This window comes from Paenibacillus sp. PCH8 (genome assembly GCF_002968835.1).
In the GTDB taxonomy this organism is placed as follows: Bacteria; Bacillota; Bacilli; order Paenibacillales; family Paenibacillaceae; genus Paenibacillus.
Window position 1 is genome coordinate 265,164 of the sequence record NZ_PKQK01000002.1, and the last position, 24,859, is coordinate 290,022.

Below are 24,859 nucleotides of genomic sequence, written 5' to 3' on the forward strand. Positions count from 1 at the left end.
AGGTGTTCAAACTCCTTTTCATTTCATGTTAACCACACAATCCTCTAATCTTAAAGAAAAGCCCTCCACACGTCAATGTGGAAGGCTCTGGTAAGGCAGTGGATTAGACACTAAGATCCAAGACACAATACCTATACTTTAATTATCCGTTTGTCTTCTGAAAGTGGCTCATGAAGTCTGTCAGTGCCTTAACACTCTCATAAGGAGCAGCGTTATATATGGAAGCACGTAGACCACCCACACTGCGATGTCCTTTCAGACCTACGAATCCTTCTTGCTCCGATGCTTTGATGAACTTTTTCTCCAGTTCCTCCGAAGCAAGACGGAAGGTTACATTCATCAGGGAACGATCTTCTGTTTCGACACAACCACGGTAGAAATCACCGGAAGAATCAATCGTGTTATAGAGCAATTCCGCTTTTTTGGTATTTTTTTGCTCCATACCAGCCAGACCACCCTGTTCTTCAATCCATTTCAATACTTCATTCACCATATATACCGAGAAGGATGGTGGTGTATTGTATAGGGAATTGTTATCTACATGCGTGCTATAACGAAGCATGGTCGGAATCGTTTTGGGTGATTCGCTCACCAGTTCCTCACGAGCGATCACAACTGTAATTCCGGATGGACCCAGGTTCTTCTGTGCACCAGCGTAGATCATGCCAAATTGATTGAGATCAAATGGTTTACAGAAAATATCACTCGACATGTCAGCAATCAGAGGTACTGAACCTGTATCTGGAAATGCCTTGAACTGCGTACCTTCAATCGTTTCGTTGGAAGTCAAATGCACATAAGCCGCACGTTCCGGCAAATTCAGATTCGAAACATCCGGCAATTTCATGAATTTATCCGCTTCCGAAGATGCAGCAACTTGCGTCTCCCCAATTAGTTTCGCCTCAGACAGAGCCTTTTTGGCCCAGCTACCTGTCATTACGTAACTTGCGGTCTGGCCTGCCCCGAGCAAGTTCATCGGCAGCATGGCGAACTGAGTGCTTGCACCACCTTGCAGAAAGAGCACCTTGTATCCTTTGGGATTGCCTAACAGCGACAACATGCGCTCCTGAGCTTCATTATGTACCGACTCGTACACCGCCCCACGATGGGACATCTCCATAATCGACATGCCTGTATTACGAAAATCTACAAATTCCGCCTGAGCACGCTCCAGTACCTCAAGTGGCAACGCCGCAGGTCCTGCATTAAAATTATACGCTCTTTTTGTCACAAAATCCCCCGCCCTTTCCATCCATAAAACTGACATACAAACGCATTTTGCACAATTCGATTAGAATCGCTCACGGGTATAAGAGTTGGACAGGAAGAAGCATCCTGATCCAACCAACGTATAGACGAATTGAATCATTTCGATCTATATCTTACCTATTGGAAGTCGCTCTATGGATTTGTGCAAAATGCTCTCAAACTAAATATTATCGCAATGATATCAGTATTCTTTATCTGCTTCAAGGGCAATATGCACTGAAGTGTAGAATACAAGCTATCAAATTCCTTTATCACCCTGCAAAGTTAAAGCACTACATTGATTAATTCAAGGAAAAGCCTCCGAGATCGAATCCCGGAGGCTTTTAAGTTTAGAACACGAGCTGTTCCGAACACGACCGATTAGCAGTCGAAGTATAGGCTGTACTCGTGAGGATGAATGCGAATGGCAACGGCTTTCGCTTCTTCACGTTTGAGATTGATGTAGTTATCAAGGAAGTCTTTCGTGAACACGCCGCCTTCAGTCAAGAATTCATTGTCAGCTGCCAGAGCATCAAGTGCTTCTTCCAGAGAAGCTGGCACACTGCGGATGTTTTCCTTGTCTGCATCAGACAGGTCATAGATGTTTTTGTCAAGCGGACCATATCCAAGCTCCGTTGGATTGATTTTGCGTTTGATTCCATCCAGACCCGCCATCAGCATTGCGGAGAATGCCAGGTAAGGGTTTGCTGTGGAGTCCGGTGTACGGAACTCGATACGACAACCTTTCGGTGTCACAGCTGCAACCGGAATACGAACTGCTGCAGAACGGTTACCTTTGGAGTAAACCAGATTTACTGGTGCTTCGTAACCAGGTACGAGACGTTTGAACGAGTTCGTGCTCGGGTTAGTCAAAGCGATCAGTGCCGGAGCATGGTACAGAAGACCTCCGATGTAGTGCAAAGCCATTTCGCTCAGGTTAGCATATCCCGCTTTGTCATAGAACAATGGGGAATCACCATCGAAGATGGATTGATGCACGTGCATTCCACTACCATTGTCACCAAACAATGGTTTTGGCATGAATGTTGCTACTTTGCCATATTGACGTGCAGTGTTGTGCACGATGTATTTGTATGCAAGCAGGTTATCTGCTGTTTTCAACAGTGTATCAAAACGGAAGTTGATCTCGGCTTGACCGGCTGTTGCCACTTCATGGTGATGACGCTCGATGGACAGGCCAGCTTCTTCCAAGAGACGACACATTTCACTACGGATATCCTGTTGTGTATCCACTGGTGCTACAGGAACATATCCGCCTTTGGTGTGAACTTTGAAGCCCAGGTTACCGCCTTCTTCTTTGCGGTTAGTGTTCCATGAAGCTTCTTCGGAATCTACGAAGTAGGAAGAGCTGTTCGTGCCGCTCTCATAACGTACATCGTCGAAGATGAAGAACTCGGATTCAGGTGCGAAAAATGCTGTTGTACCTACGCCGCTTTCTTGCAGGAAAGCTTCTGCTTTGACAGCGATACTGCGTGGGTCACGCTCATAACGCTCGCCATCCGGAGTGAAGATATCACACATAACATTCAATGTAGGGTGTGCAGTGAACGGATCGACATAAGTCGCTTCAGGATCAGGCATCATAACCATGTCGGACTCTTCAATTCCGCGGAACCCTTGGATCGAAGAACCGTCAAAAGCTACTCCATTTACGAATGTGTCTGCATCAACAGCCGAAGCTGGCAACGAGATGTGATGTGCACGACCAGCTAAATCTACAAAACGAAAATCTACCCACTCGATGTTATTCTCTTGAATTGATTTCAATACGTTTTCAACCGACATGTATTCGTCCTCCCAAATATTCCGAACAATAAACAACCCCACTAAAGAAAATGTCCATATTCGAATTTTTTTCTGTCGTCATTATAAATTTTAAAACATGACATCGTCAATACTTATGTAAGGTATTTTTTGCGAGCATGTTAGATATACTCACATTTTATAAACGATATAATTTCTTATAACAGTGTACAAGCTATACATTTAATCGATTTAATGCGGTAAAGTGACCGCTTTTAATCCTAAATTATGGTAAAAACTTCACATCATAAATGTTTCTTATCACCATTGATTAATAAATACGTTCATTGGTTCAAAATATACGAAAAACCGGACACCTGGCTAATTCCGTTCGCTTGAACAAAATTAGAGCAGATGCCCGGATGTTTATCTAGAATCCCTACGATATAATCAGTTTTATACGCCTACACGAGCCGGGAAGAATTCTGCCGGTTGTTTGGCTGTGCTGAATGATTTGCCCACGATCGGTGCCAATTTCTCCAGATCTTTCAGCAGGTTGGCGAATTGGTCAGGGAACAAGGACTGCACTCCGTCTCCGGTCATCGAGTTGTCCGGATCTGTATGCATTTCAATGATCAGACCATTAGCACCAGCGGCAACGGAAGCCTTCGTCATCGGTTCCACTAATTCACGGCGTCCAGTACCATGGCTTGGGTCCGAAATAACAGGCAGATGGCTCAGAGATTGCAGGACAGGGATCGCCGACAGATCCAGCGTATTGCGTGTGTAGGATTCAAACGTACGAATACCACGCTCACACAGCATAACATTAGGGTTACCGCCTGCCAGAATGTATTCAGCTGCATTCAACAGTTCATCGTACGTCGCACTGAATCCACGTTTCAACAATACCGGCTTGCCACACTCGCCCAATTTACGGAGCAGATCGAAGTTCTGCATGTTACGTGTACCTACTTGCAGAATATCTGCGTACTCGGCACAAATGTCCACATATTCGGGCGTCATGACTTCTGTAATCGTCAAGAGGTCATGTTTCTTTCCGGCTTCCGCCATCATGATCAGACCCTCTACACCTGTTCCCTGGAAACTGTATGGACCTGTGCGTGGTTTGAATGCACCACCGCGCAGTACTTGGCCCCCGGCAGCTTTCACAAGCCCGGCAATTTCATCAATCTGTGCAGCTGATTCAACAGCGCAAGGTCCACCCATAACAACAAGTTCTTTCCCGCCAATGTCTACACCTTTGATCGAGATTACTGTATCTTCCGGATGAAAGTCACGACTTGCCAGCTTGTAGGCCTTCGAAATTTTCACGACATTCTCGACGCCTTTCATTTGACGAAGATGCTCTTGCATTTTAGGTTCAACTTTGCCAATCAATCCAATGATGGTACGATCCTCTCCGCGAGAGATATGCACCTGAAGTCCTTCTTTTTCAATAACTGCAACGATATCCTGAATTTGTTCCTCCGGTGTAGCCTTGCCAGCAATAACGATCATATATTTTCCCATCCTTCCTTGTATAAGAGCACAATGAATCCTACGTGCGTCTGATTGAATATAAAAACTCTGTCGCGCTTAAACGCTTGTTCGCTTTTAAGCTTTTAATCACTAAAGTAAATATACCATAGTTCCCCTTTATCGTCAAGATACACATTGCTTATCCCTATGCCAAAAGAATCCCGCTCCACAGGCTCCGACATTCGGGCTGCGTAACAGGATTCTTCTCATTTTGTATCAAATCTCTTCAATTCACTTGCTTTTCCTAAAACTTACGTTGTACGTGTTTTTTCTCTAACTGGAGGTAACAACTTGTTCATGTTCACGGTACGCTTGATTTCCCACGTTTCCGGCTTGTCATGTTCATATTGCTCTAGATAAAGGATGACTTCCTTCGTAATTGGTGTTGGGGTTGAAGCACCCGAAGTAACTGCCACCTTATTTACACCCTTCAGCCATTCCTGCTGGATCTCAGCCACATCCGATACACGGTAGGCCGTAACACCCGCAATCTCCTCCGACACTTGTGCCAGCCGGTTAGAGTTATTGCTGCGAGGATCACCTACAACAATAACCAGATCAGACTGTCCCGCCTGTTCAGCGACAGCTTCTTGACGCACTTGAGTCGCCAGGCAGATTTCATTATGAATCTCTGCACCCGGAAACTTCTCCAGCAGACGACTCATAATGTGCTTGATATCCCATTGGCTCATCGTTGTCTGATTCGTAATAAGGATTTTGCCGGAAGGTACACTCAGTCCATCAATCTCTTCTTCTTTTTCGATCAGATGAACAAGGCCTGGTGCAACACCTACAGCCCCTTCAGGTTCAGGATGGTTCCTTTTGCCAATATAAATAATCTGATAACCTTCAGCCGTCTTCTCCCGAATGAGATCATGGGTCTTGGTGACATCCGGACATGTTGCATCCACTGTCGTCAATCCTTTGTCCCGTGCCAGCTTGCGCACTTCAGGAGATACACCATGAGCTGTGAAAATAATCGTGCCACTCTCCACCTGACTCAGAATGTCCATCCGGTTCGGACCATCCAATGTAATAATACCTTCATCTTCAAAGGAATCCGTCACATGTTGGTTATGCACAATCATACCTAATATATAAATAGGCCGTGGTAAATCCAGATTACGTGCCGCTTGACGCGCGAGCACCATCGCATCCACAACACCGTAACAATATCCACGCGGCGAAATTCGCAGTACTTCCACTTGGTTGCCACCCGCTTTCTTTCTCGGCAACGTTGCCGATGTAATTGCAGTCCTGTCTATTATACCTTTATTCGATAGGCGGAGCAAAGACAACCGGCAACCAGATAATAAAGGTGGTTCCTTCTCCACGTCTGGTCACAACCTCGACCGATCCGTGATGCTCCTCAATAATCCACTTCGCAATTGAAAGTCCCAGACCTATACCCGGTGTTGCCCCACGGGATTCATCTGCCCGATAGAAACGATCAAAAATGAACGGTACTTCGTCTCGATCCATGCCAATGCCAGTATCGCTAATACGCAGTCCCACCTGACCTTTGTACAATACGGCATCCAGCGTCACAGCGCCTTCTGGCGTGTATTTAAACGCATTTTCGATGAAAATGAACAACATCTGTTGCAGATAATCCTTGCTGCCATTGACATAGATACCATTGAGAATCGACAGATCACCCGGACGCCAATCCGCATGATGATCCAGGAAATGCGATCTGCGAGCCACTTCCTGTACCAATATCTGTAGTGGAATCGGATTCAATTCAATTTTCTGTCCTGTATCCGCTCTCGCCAGTGATAACATGTCACTGATCAATCTGCTCATGCGCTTGCCTTCATCGGCCATGTCCTCCAACGCTTCAACGGACATCTGTCTCACCGTTTCTTCATCCAGGTTCGGTCGGTCCGTTCCCTCCTGATCCCACAGCTTCTTCAGAAAATCCACATTCCCGCGAATGGTGGTCAGCGGTGTGCGCAGCTCATGGGATGCATCCGATACAAACCTGCGCTGGGCAGCGTTCGTCTCTTCCAACCCACGGAAAGACAGCTCTGTTCGCTCAAGCATATTATTGACCGTTTCAATCAGACGCCCGATCTCATCCTTGGGTCCCGCATATTGAATTCGCACACTAAGGTCATCCCCGGATTGAATCTGATTCGCGGCATCAATGACATTCACAAGCGGACGCATCGACTTGCGGGCCAGAACGAGACCCGAAGTGATTGCAAGTGCCATCGCAACAATCCAGCCAAAAATCAGGATATTAAGCAATGCCTCCAGCAGTCGCTCTTGTGAACTTACATTTGCCCCAACTTGAATAATACCTCTGACTTCATTCGTTCCCTGAAGTGAGAGGGGCAACTGATTCACCAGGAACGGAGTTCCATCTACATAGATCTTGGATATGCCCCGCTCTTTCATGATTTGATTGGCTTGCAGCACAGGAAACTGAATACCCAGCTTCTCCATGTTGCCTGTAATCTTGCCGGACCGGCTCTGGTAATCCCACAGCTGGATATAGATCTGCGCTTCCTGAAGCTGGCTCTCCGTGAATGGGTCCAGATCCAGTGACTGTGAAAGAGGATTCACCCCAATCTGCTCGATGATCCGGGCGCTCTTCACCTTTAACTGCTGTTCGACCTCCTGATAGGAGTTGAAATACACAAAGGCATAGATTACAACGCCCCAGAAAATGAGTACGGCCGCCAAAATACCAGAATACCATGCGGTTAATCTTAACCGGATGGACATGTCAGAAGTCACCTCTCAGAATATAGCCGGCTCCCCGGATGGTCTGGATTAGACGCTTACCACCGTATTCTTCGGTCTTCTGTCTGAGCATAGCAATATACACTTCAAGCACGTTAGATTCACCGCTGTAATCATAGCCCCATATTTTATCCATAATCAGATCGCGGGACAGTACCCGTCTCGGATTTTGCATAAACAGATTCAACAGTTCAAATTCCTTGGCAGTCAGTTCCAGACGTTGACCATCACGCAATACTTCACGCGAATCATTATCGAGGATAATATCCTCATACATCAGGCGATTGTCCGGTGTCCCAGCGGCATCCAACTTGCGGCGCAGCAACGCACGCACACGTGCCAATAATTCTTCCAGTGCAAAGGGTTTCACGAGATAGTCATCTGCACCTGTATCCAGTCCGGTTACCCGGCTCTGGACTTCATCCTTGGCTGTAAGCATGAGCACAGGCACTTTGCTACCTGCTTCCCTCAATCTGCGGCATACCTCGAATCCGTCAATCAGGGGCATCATGACATCCAGTACAACGATGTCCGGCTCCTTGTCCATCAGTTTGCTGAGGCCTTCAGCTCCATTTGAAGCTGTTTGAACCTCATATCCTTCAAAAGCCAGCCCCCGGCGGAGCATGGATACAATTTTTTCGTCATCATCCACAATCAAAATAGTTGAGCGCATGGTCTTTCTCCTTTATTCTAACGTTATAATCCCATTGTAACAGGCAGAAGCACAAACTGCATCTTCAAGCATTTCTCTCCATTCATGCCTGCTCCATTGTTCTCCCGCTTCATCAAAGCAAAAAAACGGAAGGGCCTTCAAACCCTTCCGTTCTATTGATCCTCAACCCGATATATTAAGGTTGTTGCTGTTGTTTTTCTGTGGTTTGAGAAGTATCAAAATCATTTTTGTTGCCGATTTTGAGTTTCAGATCCATTTTCTTACCATCCCGGACAACGTTCAGAGTGACTTCACTTCCGATTTCCTGTTTCTTAATAAAATCAATCAGATCCTGACTTGTGCCGTATGGAGTTCCGTTCGCACCTGTGATGATGTCATATGCACGCAGATCTGCATGGTAAGCTGGTGATTGGAAGATCGTGCTGGCAACGACAGAACCTTCGGTCACATCGGTTCCCATCTGTTTAGCTACTTCAGGTGTAAGGGCCATTAAGGATGCACCGATAAATGGTACGGGCTCTTTAGGAACTTCTTTGTTTTCTTTGAGATACTTCACAGCTTCAGAGATCACGCTGGAAGGGATAGCGAAACCGATCCCTTGTGCATCTGCGCTTACCGCAACGTTCATCCCGATAACTTCCCCGTTCAGGTTAAGCAACGGACCACCAGAGTTACCCGGGTTAATCGAAGCATCAGTTTGCAGCAAGTGGCTGTATTCACGTGTTTTGCCTGTTTCTTCATCCGGAATACTAATCGTACGTTCTTTGGCACTCAATACACCTGCTGTAACGGTGTGTTCAAATCCTTCCGGGTTACCAATGGCAACCAGCCATTCTCCGACTTGAGTACTGTTGGAATCACCCAGTGGAGCAACAGGGAAATCATTGTCGCCGCTGTTTTTCTCAATTTTCAATACGGCAAGGTCCAGATCGAAACTGCTGCCCAACAGTTTGGCTTCATAAGGTTTGCTGTTGTTCTCCAGCGTAACCTGAATCACATCTGCACCTTGAACCACGTGCTGGTTCGTAAGAATATATCCTGCTTTGTCAAAAATAAATCCGGAACCAATGCCGAGTGGTACAAGCTGGTTACTCGTCTGTGGCTGCTGTTGACTCTGGCCTTGGCCTTGATTGCCTTCCGTTCCGCCACCATTACCAAAGAAGTATTGATACAACGGATCACTTGTATTCGCTCCACCTTGCCCGGCACCTGTGCGTGAAGACTGCTTGGCAAGTGTTTCGATTTTGACAACAGCTGGACTTGTACTCGTTACTACAGATGAAACATCTTCTTTGCCTGTTGGCAGTAACGATGCAGTCACATTGTTGCCTCCACCTGTGTTTGTGGACGTTTCCTGACCCGAGCTTTGATTCCCTGTGTTCGTTAACGCGGTTTCCGGTGTAAACATGTTCGTTCTGTCAGCGGTATACATCAGAACGGTAATGACCAGCATCCCGGCGATAAAGGAGAACAGGAGCGATCTAACAGAAGAACGCGGTCTGCGGTTATTGTAATTCCAATTGCCATTGTTCTTGCCGCCATTCCCTTGATCTCCACCGTTGCCTGAGCCATTCCCACCGCCTCCAGAAGATCTGTTCGCTTGCTCGGAGGATTCGTTGTTATAGTAAGCAGGTACTGGTTTCACAGGATCAGGTCTTGTAATCTGTACATTACCTTCTTCTTGTGGACTGTTATTCCCAGTAGGGTTTGCTGTATCTTCCTGATTCACGGACTGAAAAGGTCCATAAGAATAATAATAGGAGGATTCGTCCGTACCGGAAGAATTGCGATTCTCCGCTTGTTTGGTTTCGTTTTCCTCGTCTTGACGGTTCAATCTATAATTACGTTCGTCCATGCCTCTCTACCTCCCAATCTCTTATTCACAAGAGATATTCTTTAACTGTTCTTATTTTGTACTTTAAACCTTAACCGTACCTTAAAAACAATTAAAAAGGAGATAAAAGCCAGTAAGTATAGATTATATTTCCCGTCATGTCGGTATTTTACCCTTTGGTTTTCACCCAGCCCTGACGATGCGCATAGATAGCCAACTGTGTACGATCATCCATCTCACACTTCATAAGCAGGTTGCTCACATGTGTTTTCACGGTTTTGATACTAATATGTAATTCTTCCCCAATGTCCTTGTTCGTCATTCCCTCTGCAATGAGCAGCAATACTTCTTTCTCCCGTTCAGTAAGACCGGATTCACTCTCTCTCGCAGTACGCTGCCGGATTCCCCGCGTTAATGCCTGCGACACATCACCTGTCATCACAGGCATACCTCTGTACGCCCCTTGAAGGGCATAGATCAGCTCTTCTGCCGAAACCGTCTTCAACACATAACTGACTGCACCCGCTTCAATCGCCTGAACAACAAGATCATCTTCCAGGAAACTGGTGAGCATCACAATTTTCATCCCTGGAAATTCAGTCATGATCACTTGTGTTGCTTCAGCGCCATTCATGACTGGCATCATCAGATCCATCAGGATCAGGTCCGGCATGTCGCTGTCATTTAACTTACGCAACTGATCCAGCGCATCCTGCCCATGTGCCGCTTCACCCATTACATGAAAAGTAGGCTCCAGCATCAGATACGTTTTCAATCCCATTCGCACCATATCATGATCATCTACAATCATCACGTTAACTTTACCGCTCATTCCGTCTCCCCCTCTAGTTCACTCCGGAACATTCGGAAATTTCGGGATCAATACCCGTACCGTCGTTCCCGCTCCCGGCTTCGATATAATCTGAACTTGCCCCCCAAGCTTCTCCGCCCGTTCACGCATGGTGGATAATCCGTATGATCCTGGACGCTCGGCTTGTTGCAAGAATCCTTGACCATCATCGCTGATACTCATGCTGATCTGATGTTCACTCTCCCGTATGGACAAACTGACCAGCCCCGCCTCTGCATGCTTCACCACATTGGCAACCGCCTCCTGAATAACAAGAAACAGCTGGTGCTCAATGGCATCCGAGATTCCGCCATCCAGTTCCAGCTCTTTCACACCTTTGAGACCATTCTGCCTGCAATAATCAGGAAACCAGCTATCCAGTGCCCCGGAGAGATCACGCCCCTCCAGTTCCATGGGCCTGAGTTGTGCAATAAGCCCACGCATCTGACGCTGTGCAACATGTGACATCTGAATTAACTGTTCCAGCACTTTATGACCATGTTCCGGATTCAATTCCAGCAGACGCGGCAAGGATGAAGCCGACATATGCATCGCGAATAGCTGCTGGCTAACGGTGTCATGCAGGTCCCTTGCCATTCGTTTGCGTTCTTCGAGCACGGCACGCTCTGAGGCTTGCTCCTTCTCAATGACTTCTTGCTCACCGAGGCGCTGAAGCAGTCTCATCTTTTTCTCAATCGAATCCATCATCACATTGAACTCCTGATAAACACGACCGAACGAAGCATCATCCGCTTCAGGCATGCGGACCGCCAGATTGCCCTTGGACACTTTCAACATGTTGAGATCAATCAGGTCGATTTTGCGTTGAAGTCGCAAAGCGGCAATATATCCGGTTATAACGGTGGCCAGCACCACAACGGCAACATAGGTCCATGCCCGTTGACGGCCAGCCCCCATCAGTACCTCTCCATACAATAGATAGAATCCACCCAGCGTAATCAGACCCGTTAGCACAAAATACATCATGAGTTCCCATTTGTTTGCCTTGAGGATCGTTCGAATCATGTGCGTTAACCCACCTTATTGACTTTGACGTCTCCGATAAACACACTTACAATAATCCGTACTTTTTTGCTTGCTTCATGATAATGAGCAGTTTCAGCCTGGGCACTACTCAAGAATCCGCCGCGTTTCTGGTTCAATAATGACATGTCTCCAATGAAGGAATTCGTCGTCACTGTCACACCCAGATCCATATCTTCGGGTACAAATACTTTCACATCACCAATAAATGAAGAAATGACGATCTTCGTCTCCCCATAAGGAATCTGTGCTTTGGTCAAATCAATTACGGTATCTCCGATAAATGCCGAGATATTCATGGGTTTCAACGAGAATACTTCCTGGCCCATGTACAAATCTCCAATGAACGCTGATTTATTAATTGTACTTCCATTGCCCCCATAGTAGTTAGGATCATTATCGTACTGGTCATCGTCATCATATTTTCCATATTTCTTTTGATTTGTACCATGAGCGCCCTGCTTCTGATACTGTTGATGTTCATAGGATGCCGGGTCTTCCTTAGCTGTATTAAACGAGCCTTGGGAATGATTCTTCTGCTCCTGATTCGGTTTGCCAAATGTCTTCTCGAATTGTTCGTCAAACGAAGATGGCATCTCCAGATCCTCCGGGGACAACGGTTTATAAGGTTGCTCCGGCGGTGGAGGTGACTGCATTTTGTCATGATGCTTCCGATCACGACGCCGTGGCCCAATTAATACGAATAATCCTCCACCAATCAGCATGACTGGAATCAGATAACGGATGAATTCACCCATGGAGTAATCTATCCATCCCAGGTTACGGGCAAGAAAATACCCACCGATAGACAATACAATGACTGGTCCAATGAAGGCGTAACCCCCATTGCGGCGAATCTCTGATATCCCTTTGACACCCCACCAGATTAGAAACAACGGCCAATATGTTCTGAAAATATATCCAACATCAATGTCATATCCCAATTGTCTGAACAAGATCATCGCACCAATAGCAATAAGAGGTATGCCAACCCACCAGCGGTCCCGCGTAGATCGTTTCATCGCTCATGTCTCCTTCGTCTGTATTCTGTATCCAGTGTACCTCAGACAGGACGTTGATAACAGCGGCGGCAGATGGAAGTCAACTCAGCCTTGAGACTGAGATGGAAGGATATTTATGTAAAAACTGTACACGCAAAAACACCCCGGAGCTGTTGCTCCAGGGTGCTGAATCTTTATATCTTCATTTATTTCTGGAATTTGCCTGCTCGACCTTGGCCTGTTTGACCATTGTTCTCTACACCGAACTCGGCATTGAATTTTTCATCAGGTGTTTGGAAATTATCCTGTACTTTGTTCTGAGCGGATTGTTTCACTTTAGATGCTGCGCTGTTTGCTCCATTTTCTTGACCAAACTCTGCATTGTACTTCTCGTTTGGCGTTTGATATCCTTGTGATTTTTTAGCCACAACGAATCACCTCTCTCTTCATATTTACGCTGCATTTCTGCACCGCGGGGTTCGTCCCCAGTCCATATTATGTGAAGAGAGGACTTCAGTTATGCAGGCATAACATTCCAAATTAAATGGCCTTGTCCAGCCAAGAGTCTGGTACGGATTTGTATACGTCTATTGCGTCAGATAACTCCCGTAGCATCTTTTCTGTACATTTACCGGCGCCTTGCTTAATCACCTGTACCTCTACATCCTTTTTGCCCCATTCCTTATACACTTGCTTCGTTGTAGGGAAATACAGATCAATTTTATGGCCTTTGATCGCCGAACCTGTATCTGCAACAATACCATACCCATATCCTGGAATGTACAAAATGGAGCCCATTGGAAACAGCTTCGGATCAGCAGCGATCGTGGATACTGTTTCTTTATCACGACGTACTTTGACACCCGAATAGGTAATTCCGTATTGTGGATGTTTGGGTCCTTTTCCTGTGGACTCCACACCTGCCGTATACCCTGTTGCTGTCACCTTCTGAGTGCCTAACACCTGTTCTGAACGCGGAGCTAGGACTGGCATAGCGGGATTAGTCAATGGTTTCTCGGGAAGCTCCGGCCTTGGAATGATCATAGGCTGTGGCGACCACAGTAGAGCCATATACACCATTGTGTTCAGCTGAGCCTCGTCGCTGTATTGATAACTGCTTCGACTTTCGACATGAAGTACTGCACTTTCCTCTTCAAATGTGTAGGCTTCCGCCTGATTTAGACTTATCATCATTCCGGCGAACATCACACAGTAAACCAGTAGACACCGTATATTTTTTTTGGTAATTGAGAATTGCTTATTCATTGTACAACCTCCCCTCACTGCAAAGGTTTTCCAAAAAGCAATGTTTATATACTTTACACAGCTAAACTACGAAAAGACGCCTAAATAACATAGGTGAATCCCATGTTATCCAGACGTTATTATGCTAAATCAGCGCACCTTATGCATTGGTTATCCGATGGTCCTTTGTTCAGTTACACCAGACGTGTTGCGATTTCCTCTTTCAATTGAGCCACAATCTCATCGAGCGGCTTCATGCCGAGATCGCCTTCTCCACGTTTACGCACAGATACGGAATCTGCATTACGTTCATTCTCACCGACAACAAACATATAAGGCATTTTCTCCAGCTGCGCCTCACGGATTTTATAACCAAGCTTCTCATTCCGCAGATCGGCTTCAGCAGAGATTCCCGCACGTTTCAGCTTCGCTTCCACTTCACGCGCATAATCGTCGAAGTTTCCGGATACCGGAATGACCTTCGCTTGAACCGGAGACAACCACAGTGGGAAAGCTCCTGCAAAGTTCTCCAGCAAGAATGCTGTGAAACGTTCCATTGTACTAATTACACCGCGGTGAATAACGACTGGGCGATGTTTCTGTCCGTCATCTCCCACATATTCAAGTTCAAACCGCTCAGGAAGCAGGAAGTCCAGTTGAACTGTAGACAACGTCTCTTCTTTGCCAAGTGCTGTTTTGATCTGTACGTCCAACTTCGGACCGTAGAATGCTGCTTCACCTTCGGCTTCATAGAATGGAAGGTCAAGCTCTTCCACAACTTCACGCAGCATGCGTTGGGACATCTCCCACATTTCATCGTTCTGGAAATATTTCTCGGTATCCTTAGGATCGCGATAGGACAGACGGAAACGGTATTCATGAATACCGAAATCCTTGTACACCGTTTGGATCAATTCGATAACACGAGCGAACTCTTCCTTAATCTGATCCGGGCGTGCAAAAATGTGTGAGTCATTCAGTGTCATCGCACGTACACGATGCAAACCTGTCAATGCGCCAGACATTTCATAACGGTGCATCATACCAAGCTCGGCAATCCGGATTGGCAGATCACGATAGCTGTGCATGCTGGACTTGTACACCATCATATGGTGAGGACAGTTCATTGGACGAAGAACGAGTTCCTCGTTATCCATAACCATTTTCGGGAACATATCGTCTTGGTAGTGCTCCCAGTGCCCGGATGTTTTGTACAATTCCACATTACCCAGTACAGGTGTGTATACATGCTGGTATCCCAGGCTTTCTTCCAGGTCCACAATATAACGCTCAAGTGTTCTGCGAAGCTTCGCACCGTTAGGCAACCAGATCGGCAGACCTTGTCCAACCAGTTGGGAGAATGTGAACATCTCCAGCTCTTTGCCGAGTTTACGGTGATCGCGTTTGCGAGCTTCTTCGAGGTAGTGCAAATGCTCGTCCAGCTGTGCTTTTTTTACAAAAGCCGTACCATAGATACGTTGCAGCATTTTGTTTTTGCTATCTCCACGCCAGTAAGCACCCGCGACATTCATCAGTTTGAACACCTTGATTTTGCTGGTCGATGGAACGTGTGGGCCGCGGCACAAGTCGAAGAATTCACCTTGCTCATAAATGCTGATCACACTGTCTTCCGGTAAGTCACGAATCAACTCAAGTTTGTAAGGATCGCCGAGTTCTTCGAACGTTTTGAGTGCATCCGCACGACTAACTTCCTTACGTACAATCGGAAGGTTCTCATTCACAATACGTTCCATTTCCTTCTCGATCTTTAGCAGATCTTCAGGATTGAGCGGTTGTTCCAGATCCATATCATAGAAGAAACCATCTTCAATGACAGGTCCTACACCCAGATGTACCTCTTTGTTGCCGTACAGACGTTTCACTGCTTGAGCCATCAAGTGAGCCGTACTATGACGCATCACTTCAAGTCCTTCAGGTGAATCCAACGTTACAATCTCCACCAATGCTCCTTCATGAAGCGTTGTGGACAAGTCCACCACGATACCATCCAGCTTGCCGGCTACGGCATTTTTGCGCAGTCCGCTGCTAATCGAAGCGGCTACGTCCTCAATGCTGCTGCCATCCGCGTACTCACGTACCGAACCATCCGGTAGTTTAATGTTAACTGCCATTTGTCTCATTCCTCCTAATAAATGTAATCTTCGTGTCTACGATGTTTATGGACTAATGATCTATTGCTATTCCAGTCATTTTGCAAAGGAACGCAAAAAACACCCGTCCCGGCAAAGGGACGAGTGATATATACTCGTGGTTCCACCCTAATTCAGCTGATTCATCCTTATTCGGAAGTACAGCCCTCATTGGCATGACGATAACGGGCATGACCCGGCAGATCCTTACTCGCGGATAATCTCCAACTAAAGGCGACATTCTATCTCCACTTTCAAAATTGCAGCTACAAAGGGGTAAACCATACGTGATATCTGGAGGAATTTTCAGCCAAGGTTCCTCTCTCTGCACCGATCTTGCATGTGGTTCTTGTCTTTGTCAACGCTTTTGGTTCAATGGTTCATATGAATTAATTCATGGATCAACAGTTATTATAATTGCCGAGATCACTTGCGTCAAGACCTGTGAGCAATCCTGAGCGCAGTACTTCGCATTCCGGGCAATGATGGCATATTTGCACCTTGTCTTCGAAGATCTGGCATATCGTCGAGATGATCGGCAGTTCCGGTGTACGCGTATGAAGCATGACCTTCTCAGGAGATATGGAGATAAGTGTACTCACAATCATATCTTCGATATCCATCTCGAGTTCCAGCCCTGGCATCTCGACCACAACCTGTTCATCTTTTTTAACAGGCAATACATGAAGAGCAGCATCGAGCACTTGAAATTCATGATTTCCTTTATGAACAAGATGAATTAAAGGGACTTTGGCTTCCTGAAAGAATACAAAATATTTTAACAGCCCCATAAACTCTTCATACTGGCGGTCCATCCAGAATTCATCCAGCGCATACTCCACTAATTCCTGAAGCTCCTGCTTATATGGACGGATACGGAAATTGAGAATGCCTTCAAGGTGAAAAAAATGAACATCCTCCAGATCCTGCCTTAACCCACTGGCGAGCGTGGTACGGCGGCGTTCCCGAAGCCCGGGCTGATCCAGATCACCATTTAATAGTAGAGGCATGCAGATCCGATTGACCTTCTCCACCTCATGCTCATCCATGACAGAGCAAGCTTTGGCAATCATATCCTCCACCAAGTTCCGTTCCTGTGTACTCATAATGAAGTCGGCTAATCCAAGAGAAAGCAGATCACTAATCTGGGGAAGCCACTGCTGGAAGTCTTCGTGATTCTCATTCCCTCTGCACACCCAGGTTGCTCTTCCATCATTATGTTTGAAGGTGAGCCGAAATCCTCTTTTACTTATATGTAAACCTTTGGTTTTCTCCTTAACACAACGATAAAATTGATCTGCTTCCTCTTGCCCTGATACATCGGTCCATACAGCGAACAGTTCCATAAGAATCACTCCTTTCTTCCTGTTCAAAGTATATGGCAAGGCACATGGGGATATACGAAGCGGATTGATGGAAAGCGTGTCATGATTTCTCAGTATATTTATGAACAGGTTTGGAGTTAAGACAAAAATGTGTTATTATTTTAATAACAGTATGTTTCACGGAAAAGGAGGGAAGCCAAAATGATACAACAGCCAAGAATGCTCCACTACACCATTATTATCATTTTGTGCGTTTTCCAAGCCTTGTGCTTCCCTATTCCGGTGCAGTCCGAATCTGCCGTCGGGGTATCTGTTGACGCGACTTCTTCCAATAAAGAGGTTTTGTTACAAATACCCGAATCCCAGCAGAAACCTGCCATTCGCAAATATCCACAAGTCATGTCCAAGCTGATTGCGGTAACGCATAACAAGCCTGTCTTTCTTGTCCTCGCATTGTTATTAATGTTGCGAATTCCTACACCGGGTCTATCCTTTAAACCGTGGTATTGCCTGTTTAAACGCAGATTATTTCTGCTACCTATTAAATTCACCAGCATGTATGTATCCCTCACCCCTATAGCACCAAGATACGTGAACGCACTTCACTAGTCGTTACAACGTATTTACAGGTCGCTTTGCATGGAGACACCTCTGTATTCAAGACGGTTTGCTCGTGCATAACTTTTAACCCTTTTAGCAAACGTTAGATACACCCATGTTTACGACAATACCTTTTTTGTTGTACTCACACACCGACAATTTCAAATCATATGGCTGTGTCAGGAATTTCTGGCTCTGTTTACCCGCATCATTTGATGTTCCCATGAGCAGCAGATTATTATATTTCGGGAAATAAGCCTGTCTTCTGTGTCCAGCCCCTAATTATAAGGAGGCAACTATCCATGGATGTACGCGAAACAGACTTGCCGGGAATCGGCAAAAAGTTCCAAATTGAAACAAGCAGCGGTGATAAAATCGTCATTATTATTCACGATGACGGTCGCCGAGAAATGTATCACTTCGAGTATGATGATCCAGATCAAAGCATCTCCATGATTACGCTTGACGATTACGAAGCTAGACAGATTGCTGCCATTGTTGGTGGATTGACCTACAAACCGAAGCAGCTTGAAAATATTGAAGTCACATTTGACGACCTGATTATCGAGTGGTACAAAATCGAACCATCCTTTGGATCTATTGGTAAATCCATTGGTGAATTGGATGTACGTCAAAACTCTGGGGCAACGGTCATTGCCGTTGTAGAGAAAAATCACAAAAAACATATCAGCCCAGGTCCGGAGGTAGTTATCAGTGCAGAATCCACGGTGGTAGCCGTTGGCGAACGCAATCAGCAGAAACTATTTAAATCCCTCCTCCTGACTGGAAGGGGGTAAATAGATGGATCATTTGATATTCGAAGTAGGTCTGGCCCTTGTGCTCATTGCGGCAGCCGGCCTTTTATCGGCAAAACTAAGATTTTCGGTCGTTCCGTTCTACATCCTGATCGGGATGGCCGTTGGACCACATGCCATGAAAATCTGGCATTTGGACTTCCGGTTTATTGAAAGTCAGCCTTTTATTGAATTCATGGGTCGGATCGGTATCCTGTTCCTCCTCTTCTACCTTGGACTTGAATTCTCGGTAGGTCGTTTAATTAAATCGGGCCGCTCTATTGCAGTTGGCGGCTCGATCTACATCGCAATTAACTTTACGCTGGGACTCATATTCGGTTTTGTTTCCGGCTTCCCGGCCGCAGAAGCACTTATCATCGCAGGTATAACCACTATCTCTTCCAGTGCCATTGTAGCCAAGGTACTCGTCGATTTGAAACGAACCGCCAATCCGGAGACGGAAATGATACTGGGTATCATTATGTTCGAAGATGTATTCCTCGCTGTATATATCTCGATCCTGTCCGGACTTGTACTCAGTGATTCATCCTCCATCGGAGGCGTAATCATGTCCGCACTTATTGCCCTTGGATTCATGCTGATCGTGATTATCGTTGGACGCAAAGCAACACCGTTACTAAATAAGTTGCTTAAAATTCGATCAAATGAGCTATTCTCGCTCGTTGTATTCGGAGCCTTGTTCCTGGTAGCCGGCTTCTCTGAAACCATCCATGTTGCCGAAGCGATCGGTGCATTACTGGTCGGACTGGTGCTTGCTGAAACGGAACATGCAAAACGAATTGAACACTTGATTCTGCCGTTCCGTGACTTCTTTGGAGCTATCTTCTTCTTCAGCTTCGGATTGTCCATTGATCCGTTGTCCCTGGGTGGCGATGCCGTATGGTTGGCTCTAATTGCAGTTGTTATTACATTGTTCGGTAACTTCCTGGCAGGCATGCTCGCTGGACGTAGTGCAGGACTATCTCCTAAAGCGTCGGCCAATATTGGATTGACCATCGTGTCACGGGGTGAATTCTCCATCATTTTGGCCAACATGGGTAAAGCGGGAGGACTATTGCCAATGATTCAACCGTTTGCCGCGCTGTATGTCCTGATTCTGGCCATTCTGGGTCCTTTATTAACCAAAGAATCCAAACATGTATTCCGTTTATTGGATAAAATATTCAAGTTTAAAGATCATCGGAAAAAGAAAGAAGAACCTAAGGTGTTGCAGAAAGAAGGATAAGTTCTATGTCTGTACAGAACAGGTATACGATCGTACTTCGCGGCTCTACGCCGATCTTTCTGTGACTAACCCAGGGAGAATGGCTCGAAAGCCGCACAAAGGAGGATGACCTATGAAAGCACCTCTGATATCGGCTAATCCGGTGCCACACACCGCCAAGACCAGAATATCGTCTACCCGCCGCTGGTTAAACTTGTTGCTCGTGATTGCGGGCGGAATTCTGGCCTCCGTGGGACTTGAATTGTTCTTACACCCCAATAAGATCATTATTGGAGGCATTACAGGCATTTCCTCACTGTTCGCCCACTGGACCGAAATGAGGATTGGATTGTTCCTATTTTTATTCAATGTTCCGTTTATATTTCTATCGTATAAGATTGTGCAGAAGAAATTTGTACTGGTTACTGTTCTAGGTCTGGTTGTCTTTTCGATCGGTGCCATTGTGCTTCATCCCATGCCGCCACTTGTAGAGCATCCGCTGGCTGCCGCCATGTTTGGCGGATTATGCCTCGGACTCGGAATTGGGCTCGTCGTACGGTATGGCGGGACACTGGATACGCTGGAAATCGGTGATCCGTCTTCCCGCCCACCTGAACGTGTATTTAGCGGAAAACGGATGCTTATCGAAAAAATAATCATGCTGCTTAACTTGTTGATACTGACAGCCGCTGGTGTTGTCTTTGGCTGGGACCAAGCGATGTATTCCGTAATCGCCTATCTTATTGCTTATGAAATGGTGTACATTGCGTTCAGGGGTTTCTCTTCCAAACGCAAAGTATGCATTTTGACCACGCAAAGCGCTCAAGTTGAAAAAGCTGTACGCAAACGGCTGCGCCGTGAACCTGGAACGCTGGATGCAGCTTCTGACTCAACACAACTCGCTATGACTGAAGGATGGATCAGACAAATTCCCGGAGCACTTTATTATGAAGTTCACGTCCTGGAGATGATCTGGCTTAAATCCATTGTGCGTCACATTGATCCACATGCGGGCATTGTAACAAATCCGGAAAAATAATAGATTATATAAGTTGCACTAAAGATATTTACCCTGACACTACGATGACAGAACACCCTTCAATCGCTGTTATCGTGTAACTGATATTTCAACTTATATATCTATACAAAAAACAAAAAAGACGCTCTCTTACCTTATGGATGAACAGTTTTGTCCAATAAGGTCAGAGAGCGTTTTTTTGATTAACGGCACTTGTTATTAGAGTTCAACGATCGCTTTGACTACATGTGAATCCGGCAATAGCCATTGATCCATCGCCTTAGGCAACTCATCAAAACCCACCCGATGTGTGACATAGCCATCCATGTTCAACTTTTTCTGACGCAAGGTGGATAGGACGTGTTCAAAATCTTCACGAGTCGCGTTTCGGCTCCCCAGAATGCTCATCTCCCGTTTATGAAATTCGGGGTCATGAAAGGTAATATCGGCTTTCACCAGTCCTACAAAAATTAACTGACCACTATGCGCTACATATTGAATGGCTCCATTCATTGAATTCACATTACCTGTGGCATCAAAGACAGCCGTAGCATAGGCGCCTCCCGTTATCTCAGCCACTTGTTGCAAGGCTTGTTCATTCGCCTGAACCAGGTCATCTGCTCCGGCCCAAGTCCTGCTTAGCTCCAACCTGTCGAGATTACGATCAACGGCGATGACATGGGCCCCGGCCTGTTTGGCGAATGCCATCACACCGAGTCCAATCGGTCCTGCGCCGATCACAACCACATGCTCCCCCGGCTGAATTGATGCTCTCCTAACGGCATGGGCACCAATACTTAATGGTTCTACCATCGCCGTCTCATCCAACGTCAACCCTTCTGCTTTGAGTAGATGGGTGACAGGTACAGTAACCCTTTCTCTCATGCCTCCATCGACGTGCACACCCATAACTTGCATGGACACGCAGCAATTGCTTTTACCCGAACGACATGCAATACAATGACCGCAATGCAGATACGGAATGACAGTGACCTGATCTCCCGCCTGTAGCCCTGCTTCATTAGGTCCAATCTCTTCAATAATGCCTGCCAGTTCGTGACCAAGGATACGAGGATAGGTGAAGAAAGGCTGATTCCCCTTGTATGCATGCAGATCTGTTCCGCAGATTCCTATCCGCTTGATGGCAACCAGAGCTTCCCCTTCCGCCCTTTCCGGCTGAGGCAGGTCCTGAAGCACCAACCGATCGATTTCTTCACATACAATCGCTCTCATCACTGTTCCCCCTTGGAAGTCATGTTGCTGTTGTTCGTACTATATTCAGCTCGCCCACTAGGCCAAGTCGCATTTTGCAATGGAGCAAGAATCTTCAGCACTTCTTCCAGCAGACTCTGATCTAGTGGTTCTTCGATCCAGGATGCATTATTGATGATATTACGCTCGTTAGCACTGCTAACCAATGTTGTCGGAATTCGTTCATTTGCCGTAGAGAACTGCACGGCCAGCTTGGCAATATCACTGCCTTGTTCTGCACAGAATTGAGCAGCCTTCAGACAGAGCTGTTTCACTCGGTCATCTGCCGGATGCCAGGCAGGAGCACCTCGGGTGCTTAACAAGCCCATAGAAAGAGGCGAAGCGTTTACGAGGCCCATATTCTTTTTTTCCAGCAGCGGCAGCAAGGATAACAGTGAAGTATCATTCAATGCATAGTGGCAGTAAGAGATGATGGCATCCGCATCAATCCGCGGCAGTACCTTTTCGAACAAGGACAGTGGTAATCCGCATACCCCAGCATAACGAATAACTCCCTGCTCTTTCAGACGAAGCAACGTTGGAAAGGCTTCTTCTATAATGATCTCTGGTGACGCAAACTCAATATCATGCAGAAATAAAATATCAATATAATCCGTATGCAGTCGCGCCAGACTTTCTTGCACGCTATCCTGAATGCGCTTACGTGAAAAATCAAACTCATCTTCCCCATAACGTCCTGCTTTTGTTGATAGAATATAAGAACTGCGTGGCAAGCTTTGAATAGCCTCACCAAGCACAGTCTCCGCCTTCGTTAACCCGTAATAGGGCGAAACGTCTATATAATTCAACCCCGCATCTACAGCAGCGTGTACCGTACGAATACCTTCGTCCCGATCAATATCACGAAATACAGATCCGAGTGAGGATGCTCCAAAGCTCAATACAGGTACGTTCAGTTCTGTCTTTCCAAGTGTTCTTCTCTTCATCATCTTGCTCCTTCCCAGCATGTCTGCCTGCACAAGTTCCTTTTCATTGTAACAGTTCAAATTCATTATAAAATATCGGCAAATGCGTAACATGTACTGTTTGATGATCTCGAGGGCTTTCCGTTGAACTTATGTTGATTCGAAAAAAGCCCGCCGACGCTCCAAACGGAGTTGCCGGCGGGCTTGATCCAACACATTACTAATCTGACAATGCTCCATATGGAGCATTGTCAGATTCCAATAATTAATAATTAGTTCTGCATCACAAAATCTTCATGGATCGCATTTTCTTCATCAAACATCCGCAGGATGTCATATCGGGTGTTGCGTTGTGCCGGAATATAGCCGGACTCCCGAATTAAACGAAGAATGGATTCAATGTTCACTTTGTATGTTGCACCCGCAGCCGATACAACGTTCTCTTCGATCATGGTGCTACCGAAGTCGTTACAGCCAAACTCAAGAGACTTTTTACCAATCTCTGGACCCATAGTTACCCAAGAGGATTGAATGTTCTTGATATTATCAAGTACCAGTCGGCTGATGGCTACGGTCTTCAGATACTCTTCCGGAGTCTGACGCTCCAGTTTGAGATTCGTATTATCCGGCTGGAATGTCCATGGAATGAATGCCAGGAAACCTTCGGAGTCATACTTGTTCGCAATACATTCATCCTGTGCTTCACGCACACGCATGAGATGCAGTGCACGCTCTTCCATCGATTCACCAAGACCGATAACCATCGTTGCGGTGGTGTTCATACCGATGCGATGAGCGGTCTGCATCACGTCCATCCAATCCCGCCAAGAACCTTTCAGACGGCTGATCTTCCGACGTGTGCGGTCATCCAGAATTTCAGCTCCGCCACCAGGCAAGGAATCCAGTCCAGCTTCGTGAATGGCGCGTACAACCTCTTCCAATGTAAGACCATCCGACACTTCAACCATTTTCATAATCTCAGCTGGAGAGAAGGAATGCATCGTGATATTCGGGAAACGTTCCTTGATGGCTTTCAGCAGGTCTGTATAATAACTGAAAGGCAAATTCGGATTCGTTCCACCTTGCATTAGAATCTCGGTACCATTCACATCTTCCGTTTCCTGAATCTTTTGGAAAATGACTTCATCCGGAAGTACATATCCTTCTTCCGAACCAGGTCTGCGGTAGAAAGCACAAAAACGGCAGTACACATCACACACGTTCGTGTAGTTGACGTTACGCCCAATCACAAATGTTCTGTATGGTTCAGGGTGCATGCGTTTCGTAATAACATTCGCAGCTGCCCCGATTTTGTCCACTTCATTGGATTCAAATAGCTCAATCGTATCTTCCAAGTCCAAACGTTCGCCCCGAAGGGCTTTATCTAAGATACGGTCTACCGTACTCATCGTAAAAAGCCTCCCTCATGAAGAGAAAATAATATGACGATCCGTCACAACTTGTTCAAAAGAAGCAAGTTCTGGTGGCAACATCGCATTTCTGTACTCCACATATCGTAACACAGGTTACATGTGAAAAAAAGCACCTTATGTACAGGTGCTTTAAAAACAAGTAAAAATTTTTACATATGGGATCGAATATATTTGATATTAAACTA

The 24,859-nt window shown here is 46.1% G+C and carries 21 protein-coding genes; 4 read left to right on the forward strand and 17 right to left on the reverse strand.

The window, feature by feature from the left end; translation table 11 throughout:
* Positions 1 to 142: 142 nt before the first annotated feature.
* From serC to C0Q44_RS13835, 14 genes are all read right to left on the reverse strand, one after another.
* Complete coding sequence (serC, locus tag C0Q44_RS13770) at positions 143 to 1,231, reverse strand: 3-phosphoserine/phosphohydroxythreonine transaminase (RefSeq protein WP_105407894.1); 1,089 nt, start codon at positions 1,229 to 1,231, stop codon at positions 143 to 145.
* 398 nt (positions 1,232 to 1,629) lie between these two features.
* Complete coding sequence (gene glnA, locus C0Q44_RS13775; RefSeq protein ID WP_105407895.1) at positions 1,630 to 3,054, reverse strand: type I glutamate--ammonia ligase; 1,425 nt, start codon at positions 3,052 to 3,054, stop codon at positions 1,630 to 1,632.
* Positions 3,055 to 3,468: 414 nt separating this feature from the next.
* Positions 3,469 to 4,533 carry a 3-deoxy-7-phosphoheptulonate synthase gene (aroF, locus tag C0Q44_RS13780; protein WP_105407896.1) on the reverse strand — a complete coding sequence of 355 codons (1,065 nt, stop codon included), beginning with the start codon at positions 4,531 to 4,533 and terminating at the stop codon, positions 3,469 to 3,471.
* Positions 4,534 to 4,805: 272 nt separating this feature from the next.
* On the reverse strand, positions 4,806 to 5,759 hold the full coding sequence (locus C0Q44_RS13785; protein WP_105407897.1) for a 4-hydroxy-3-methylbut-2-enyl diphosphate reductase: 954 nt from the start codon (positions 5,757 to 5,759) through the stop codon (positions 4,806 to 4,808).
* Between the two features lie 67 nt (positions 5,760 to 5,826).
* Entirely contained in the window at positions 5,827 to 7,287 is a 1,461-nt protein-coding gene (locus C0Q44_RS13790; protein WP_105407898.1) for a sensor histidine kinase, read from the reverse strand.
* Between the two features lies 1 nt (position 7,288).
* Positions 7,289 to 7,978, reverse strand: a complete 690-nt coding sequence (locus C0Q44_RS13795; RefSeq protein WP_105407899.1) for a response regulator transcription factor — start codon at positions 7,976 to 7,978, stop codon at positions 7,289 to 7,291.
* A 175-nt stretch (positions 7,979 to 8,153) separates the two neighbouring features.
* Complete coding sequence (locus C0Q44_RS13800) at positions 8,154 to 9,833, reverse strand: S1C family serine protease (RefSeq protein WP_105407900.1); 1,680 nt, start codon at positions 9,831 to 9,833, stop codon at positions 8,154 to 8,156.
* Between the two features lie 148 nt (positions 9,834 to 9,981).
* Positions 9,982 to 10,644, reverse strand: coding sequence for a response regulator (locus tag C0Q44_RS13805; protein WP_105407901.1), 663 nt, complete (start codon positions 10,642 to 10,644; stop codon positions 9,982 to 9,984).
* A gap of 18 nt (positions 10,645 to 10,662) precedes the next feature.
* Positions 10,663 to 11,688 carry a HAMP domain-containing sensor histidine kinase gene (locus C0Q44_RS13810; protein ID WP_105407902.1) on the reverse strand — a complete coding sequence of 342 codons (1,026 nt, stop codon included), beginning with the start codon at positions 11,686 to 11,688 and terminating at the stop codon, positions 10,663 to 10,665.
* Between the two features lie 5 nt (positions 11,689 to 11,693).
* Positions 11,694 to 12,728 carry a cell wall-active antibiotics response protein LiaF gene (gene liaF, locus C0Q44_RS13815; RefSeq protein WP_105407903.1) on the reverse strand — a complete coding sequence of 345 codons (1,035 nt, stop codon included), beginning with the start codon at positions 12,726 to 12,728 and terminating at the stop codon, positions 11,694 to 11,696.
* A gap of 185 nt (positions 12,729 to 12,913) precedes the next feature.
* A complete protein-coding gene (locus tag C0Q44_RS13820; protein ID WP_105407904.1) occupies positions 12,914 to 13,135 on the reverse strand; it encodes a hypothetical protein in 222 nt (73 codons plus the stop codon).
* 112 nt (positions 13,136 to 13,247) lie between these two features.
* Positions 13,248 to 13,973, reverse strand: a complete 726-nt coding sequence (locus C0Q44_RS31490; RefSeq protein WP_105407905.1) for a 3D domain-containing protein — start codon at positions 13,971 to 13,973, stop codon at positions 13,248 to 13,250.
* Positions 13,974 to 14,146: 173 nt separating this feature from the next.
* Positions 14,147 to 16,084 (reverse strand): threonine--tRNA ligase, encoded by a 1,938-nt coding sequence (thrS, locus tag C0Q44_RS13830; RefSeq protein ID WP_105407906.1) that lies wholly within the window; start codon positions 16,082 to 16,084, stop codon positions 14,147 to 14,149.
* A gap of 419 nt (positions 16,085 to 16,503) precedes the next feature.
* On the reverse strand, positions 16,504 to 17,448 hold the full coding sequence (locus tag C0Q44_RS13835) for a putative sporulation protein YtxC (RefSeq protein WP_105407907.1): 945 nt from the start codon (positions 17,446 to 17,448) through the stop codon (positions 16,504 to 16,506).
* Positions 17,449 to 17,628: 180 nt separating this feature from the next.
* On the opposite strand from C0Q44_RS13835, the gene C0Q44_RS13840 reads away from it, so the two are divergent.
* The 4 genes from C0Q44_RS13840 to C0Q44_RS13855 all read left to right on the forward strand — a co-directional run bounded on the left by C0Q44_RS13840 (position 17,629) and on the right by C0Q44_RS13855 (position 21,085).
* Entirely contained in the window at positions 17,629 to 18,036 is a 408-nt protein-coding gene (locus C0Q44_RS13840) for a hypothetical protein (protein ID WP_105407908.1), read from the forward strand.
* Positions 18,037 to 18,329: 293 nt separating this feature from the next.
* On the forward strand, positions 18,330 to 18,824 hold the full coding sequence (locus C0Q44_RS13845; RefSeq protein WP_036610059.1) for a cation:proton antiporter regulatory subunit: 495 nt from the start codon (positions 18,330 to 18,332) through the stop codon (positions 18,822 to 18,824).
* 4 nt (positions 18,825 to 18,828) lie between these two features.
* Complete coding sequence (locus C0Q44_RS13850; protein ID WP_105407909.1) at positions 18,829 to 20,067, forward strand: cation:proton antiporter; 1,239 nt, start codon at positions 18,829 to 18,831, stop codon at positions 20,065 to 20,067.
* Between the two features lie 112 nt (positions 20,068 to 20,179).
* Positions 20,180 to 21,085 carry a YitT family protein gene (locus C0Q44_RS13855; protein ID WP_105407910.1) on the forward strand — a complete coding sequence of 302 codons (906 nt, stop codon included), beginning with the start codon at positions 20,180 to 20,182 and terminating at the stop codon, positions 21,083 to 21,085.
* Positions 21,086 to 21,283: 198 nt separating this feature from the next.
* On the opposite strand, the gene C0Q44_RS13860 is transcribed toward C0Q44_RS13855, so the two are convergent.
* The 3 genes from C0Q44_RS13860 to mqnC all read right to left on the reverse strand — a co-directional run bounded on the left by C0Q44_RS13860 (position 21,284) and on the right by mqnC (position 24,650).
* Positions 21,284 to 22,297 (reverse strand): zinc-binding alcohol dehydrogenase family protein, encoded by a 1,014-nt coding sequence (locus C0Q44_RS13860; protein WP_105407911.1) that lies wholly within the window; start codon positions 22,295 to 22,297, stop codon positions 21,284 to 21,286.
* Positions 22,297 to 23,262: an aldo/keto reductase gene (locus tag C0Q44_RS13865; RefSeq protein WP_105407912.1), complete on the reverse strand. Its 966-nt coding sequence runs from the start codon at positions 23,260 to 23,262 to the stop codon at positions 22,297 to 22,299. The genes C0Q44_RS13860 and C0Q44_RS13865 overlap by 1 nt, the downstream gene beginning before the upstream one ends.
* Before the next feature lie 251 nt (positions 23,263 to 23,513).
* Positions 23,514 to 24,650 carry a cyclic dehypoxanthinyl futalosine synthase gene (mqnC, locus tag C0Q44_RS13870; RefSeq protein WP_105407913.1) on the reverse strand — a complete coding sequence of 379 codons (1,137 nt, stop codon included), beginning with the start codon at positions 24,648 to 24,650 and terminating at the stop codon, positions 23,514 to 23,516.
* Between the last annotated feature and the right edge of the window lie 209 nt (positions 24,651 to 24,859).

Coding starts and splice junctions, on each gene's coding strand:
- glnA (WP_105407895.1), bottom strand. CDS start 3,054: ATGTCGGTTGAAAACGTATTGAAATCAATTCAAGAGAATAACATCGAG.
- aroF (WP_105407896.1), bottom strand. CDS start 4,533: ATGATCGTTATTGCTGGCAAGGCTACACCGGAGGAACAAATTCAGGAT.
- C0Q44_RS13790 (WP_105407898.1), bottom strand. CDS start 7,287: ATGTCCATCCGGTTAAGATTAACCGCATGGTATTCTGGTATTTTGGCG.
- C0Q44_RS13795 (WP_105407899.1), bottom strand. CDS start 7,978: ATGCGCTCAACTATTTTGATTGTGGATGATGACGAAAAAATTGTATCC.
- C0Q44_RS13800 (WP_105407900.1), bottom strand. CDS start 9,833: ATGGACGAACGTAATTATAGATTGAACCGTCAAGACGAGGAAAACGAA.
- C0Q44_RS13805 (WP_105407901.1), bottom strand. CDS start 10,644: ATGAGCGGTAAAGTTAACGTGATGATTGTAGATGATCATGATATGGTG.
- C0Q44_RS13810 (WP_105407902.1), bottom strand. CDS start 11,688: ATGATTCGAACGATCCTCAAGGCAAACAAATGGGAACTCATGATGTAT.
- liaF (WP_105407903.1), bottom strand. CDS start 12,728: ATGAAACGATCTACGCGGGACCGCTGGTGGGTTGGCATACCTCTTATT.
- C0Q44_RS31490 (WP_105407905.1), bottom strand. CDS start 13,973: ATGAATAAGCAATTCTCAATTACCAAAAAAAATATACGGTGTCTACTG.
- thrS (WP_105407906.1), bottom strand. CDS start 16,084: ATGGCAGTTAACATTAAACTACCGGATGGTTCGGTACGTGAGTACGCG.
- C0Q44_RS13835 (WP_105407907.1), bottom strand. CDS start 17,448: ATGGAACTGTTCGCTGTATGGACCGATGTATCAGGGCAAGAGGAAGCA.
- C0Q44_RS13840 (WP_105407908.1), top strand. CDS start 17,629: ATGATACAACAGCCAAGAATGCTCCACTACACCATTATTATCATTTTG.
- C0Q44_RS13845 (WP_036610059.1), top strand. CDS start 18,330: ATGGATGTACGCGAAACAGACTTGCCGGGAATCGGCAAAAAGTTCCAA.
- C0Q44_RS13850 (WP_105407909.1), top strand. CDS start 18,829: ATGGATCATTTGATATTCGAAGTAGGTCTGGCCCTTGTGCTCATTGCG.
- C0Q44_RS13855 (WP_105407910.1), top strand. CDS start 20,180: ATGAAAGCACCTCTGATATCGGCTAATCCGGTGCCACACACCGCCAAG.
- C0Q44_RS13860 (WP_105407911.1), bottom strand. CDS start 22,297: ATGAGAGCGATTGTATGTGAAGAAATCGATCGGTTGGTGCTTCAGGAC.
- C0Q44_RS13865 (WP_105407912.1), bottom strand. CDS start 23,262: ATGAAGAGAAGAACACTTGGAAAGACAGAACTGAACGTACCTGTATTG.
- mqnC (WP_105407913.1), bottom strand. CDS start 24,650: ATGAGTACGGTAGACCGTATCTTAGATAAAGCCCTTCGGGGCGAACGT.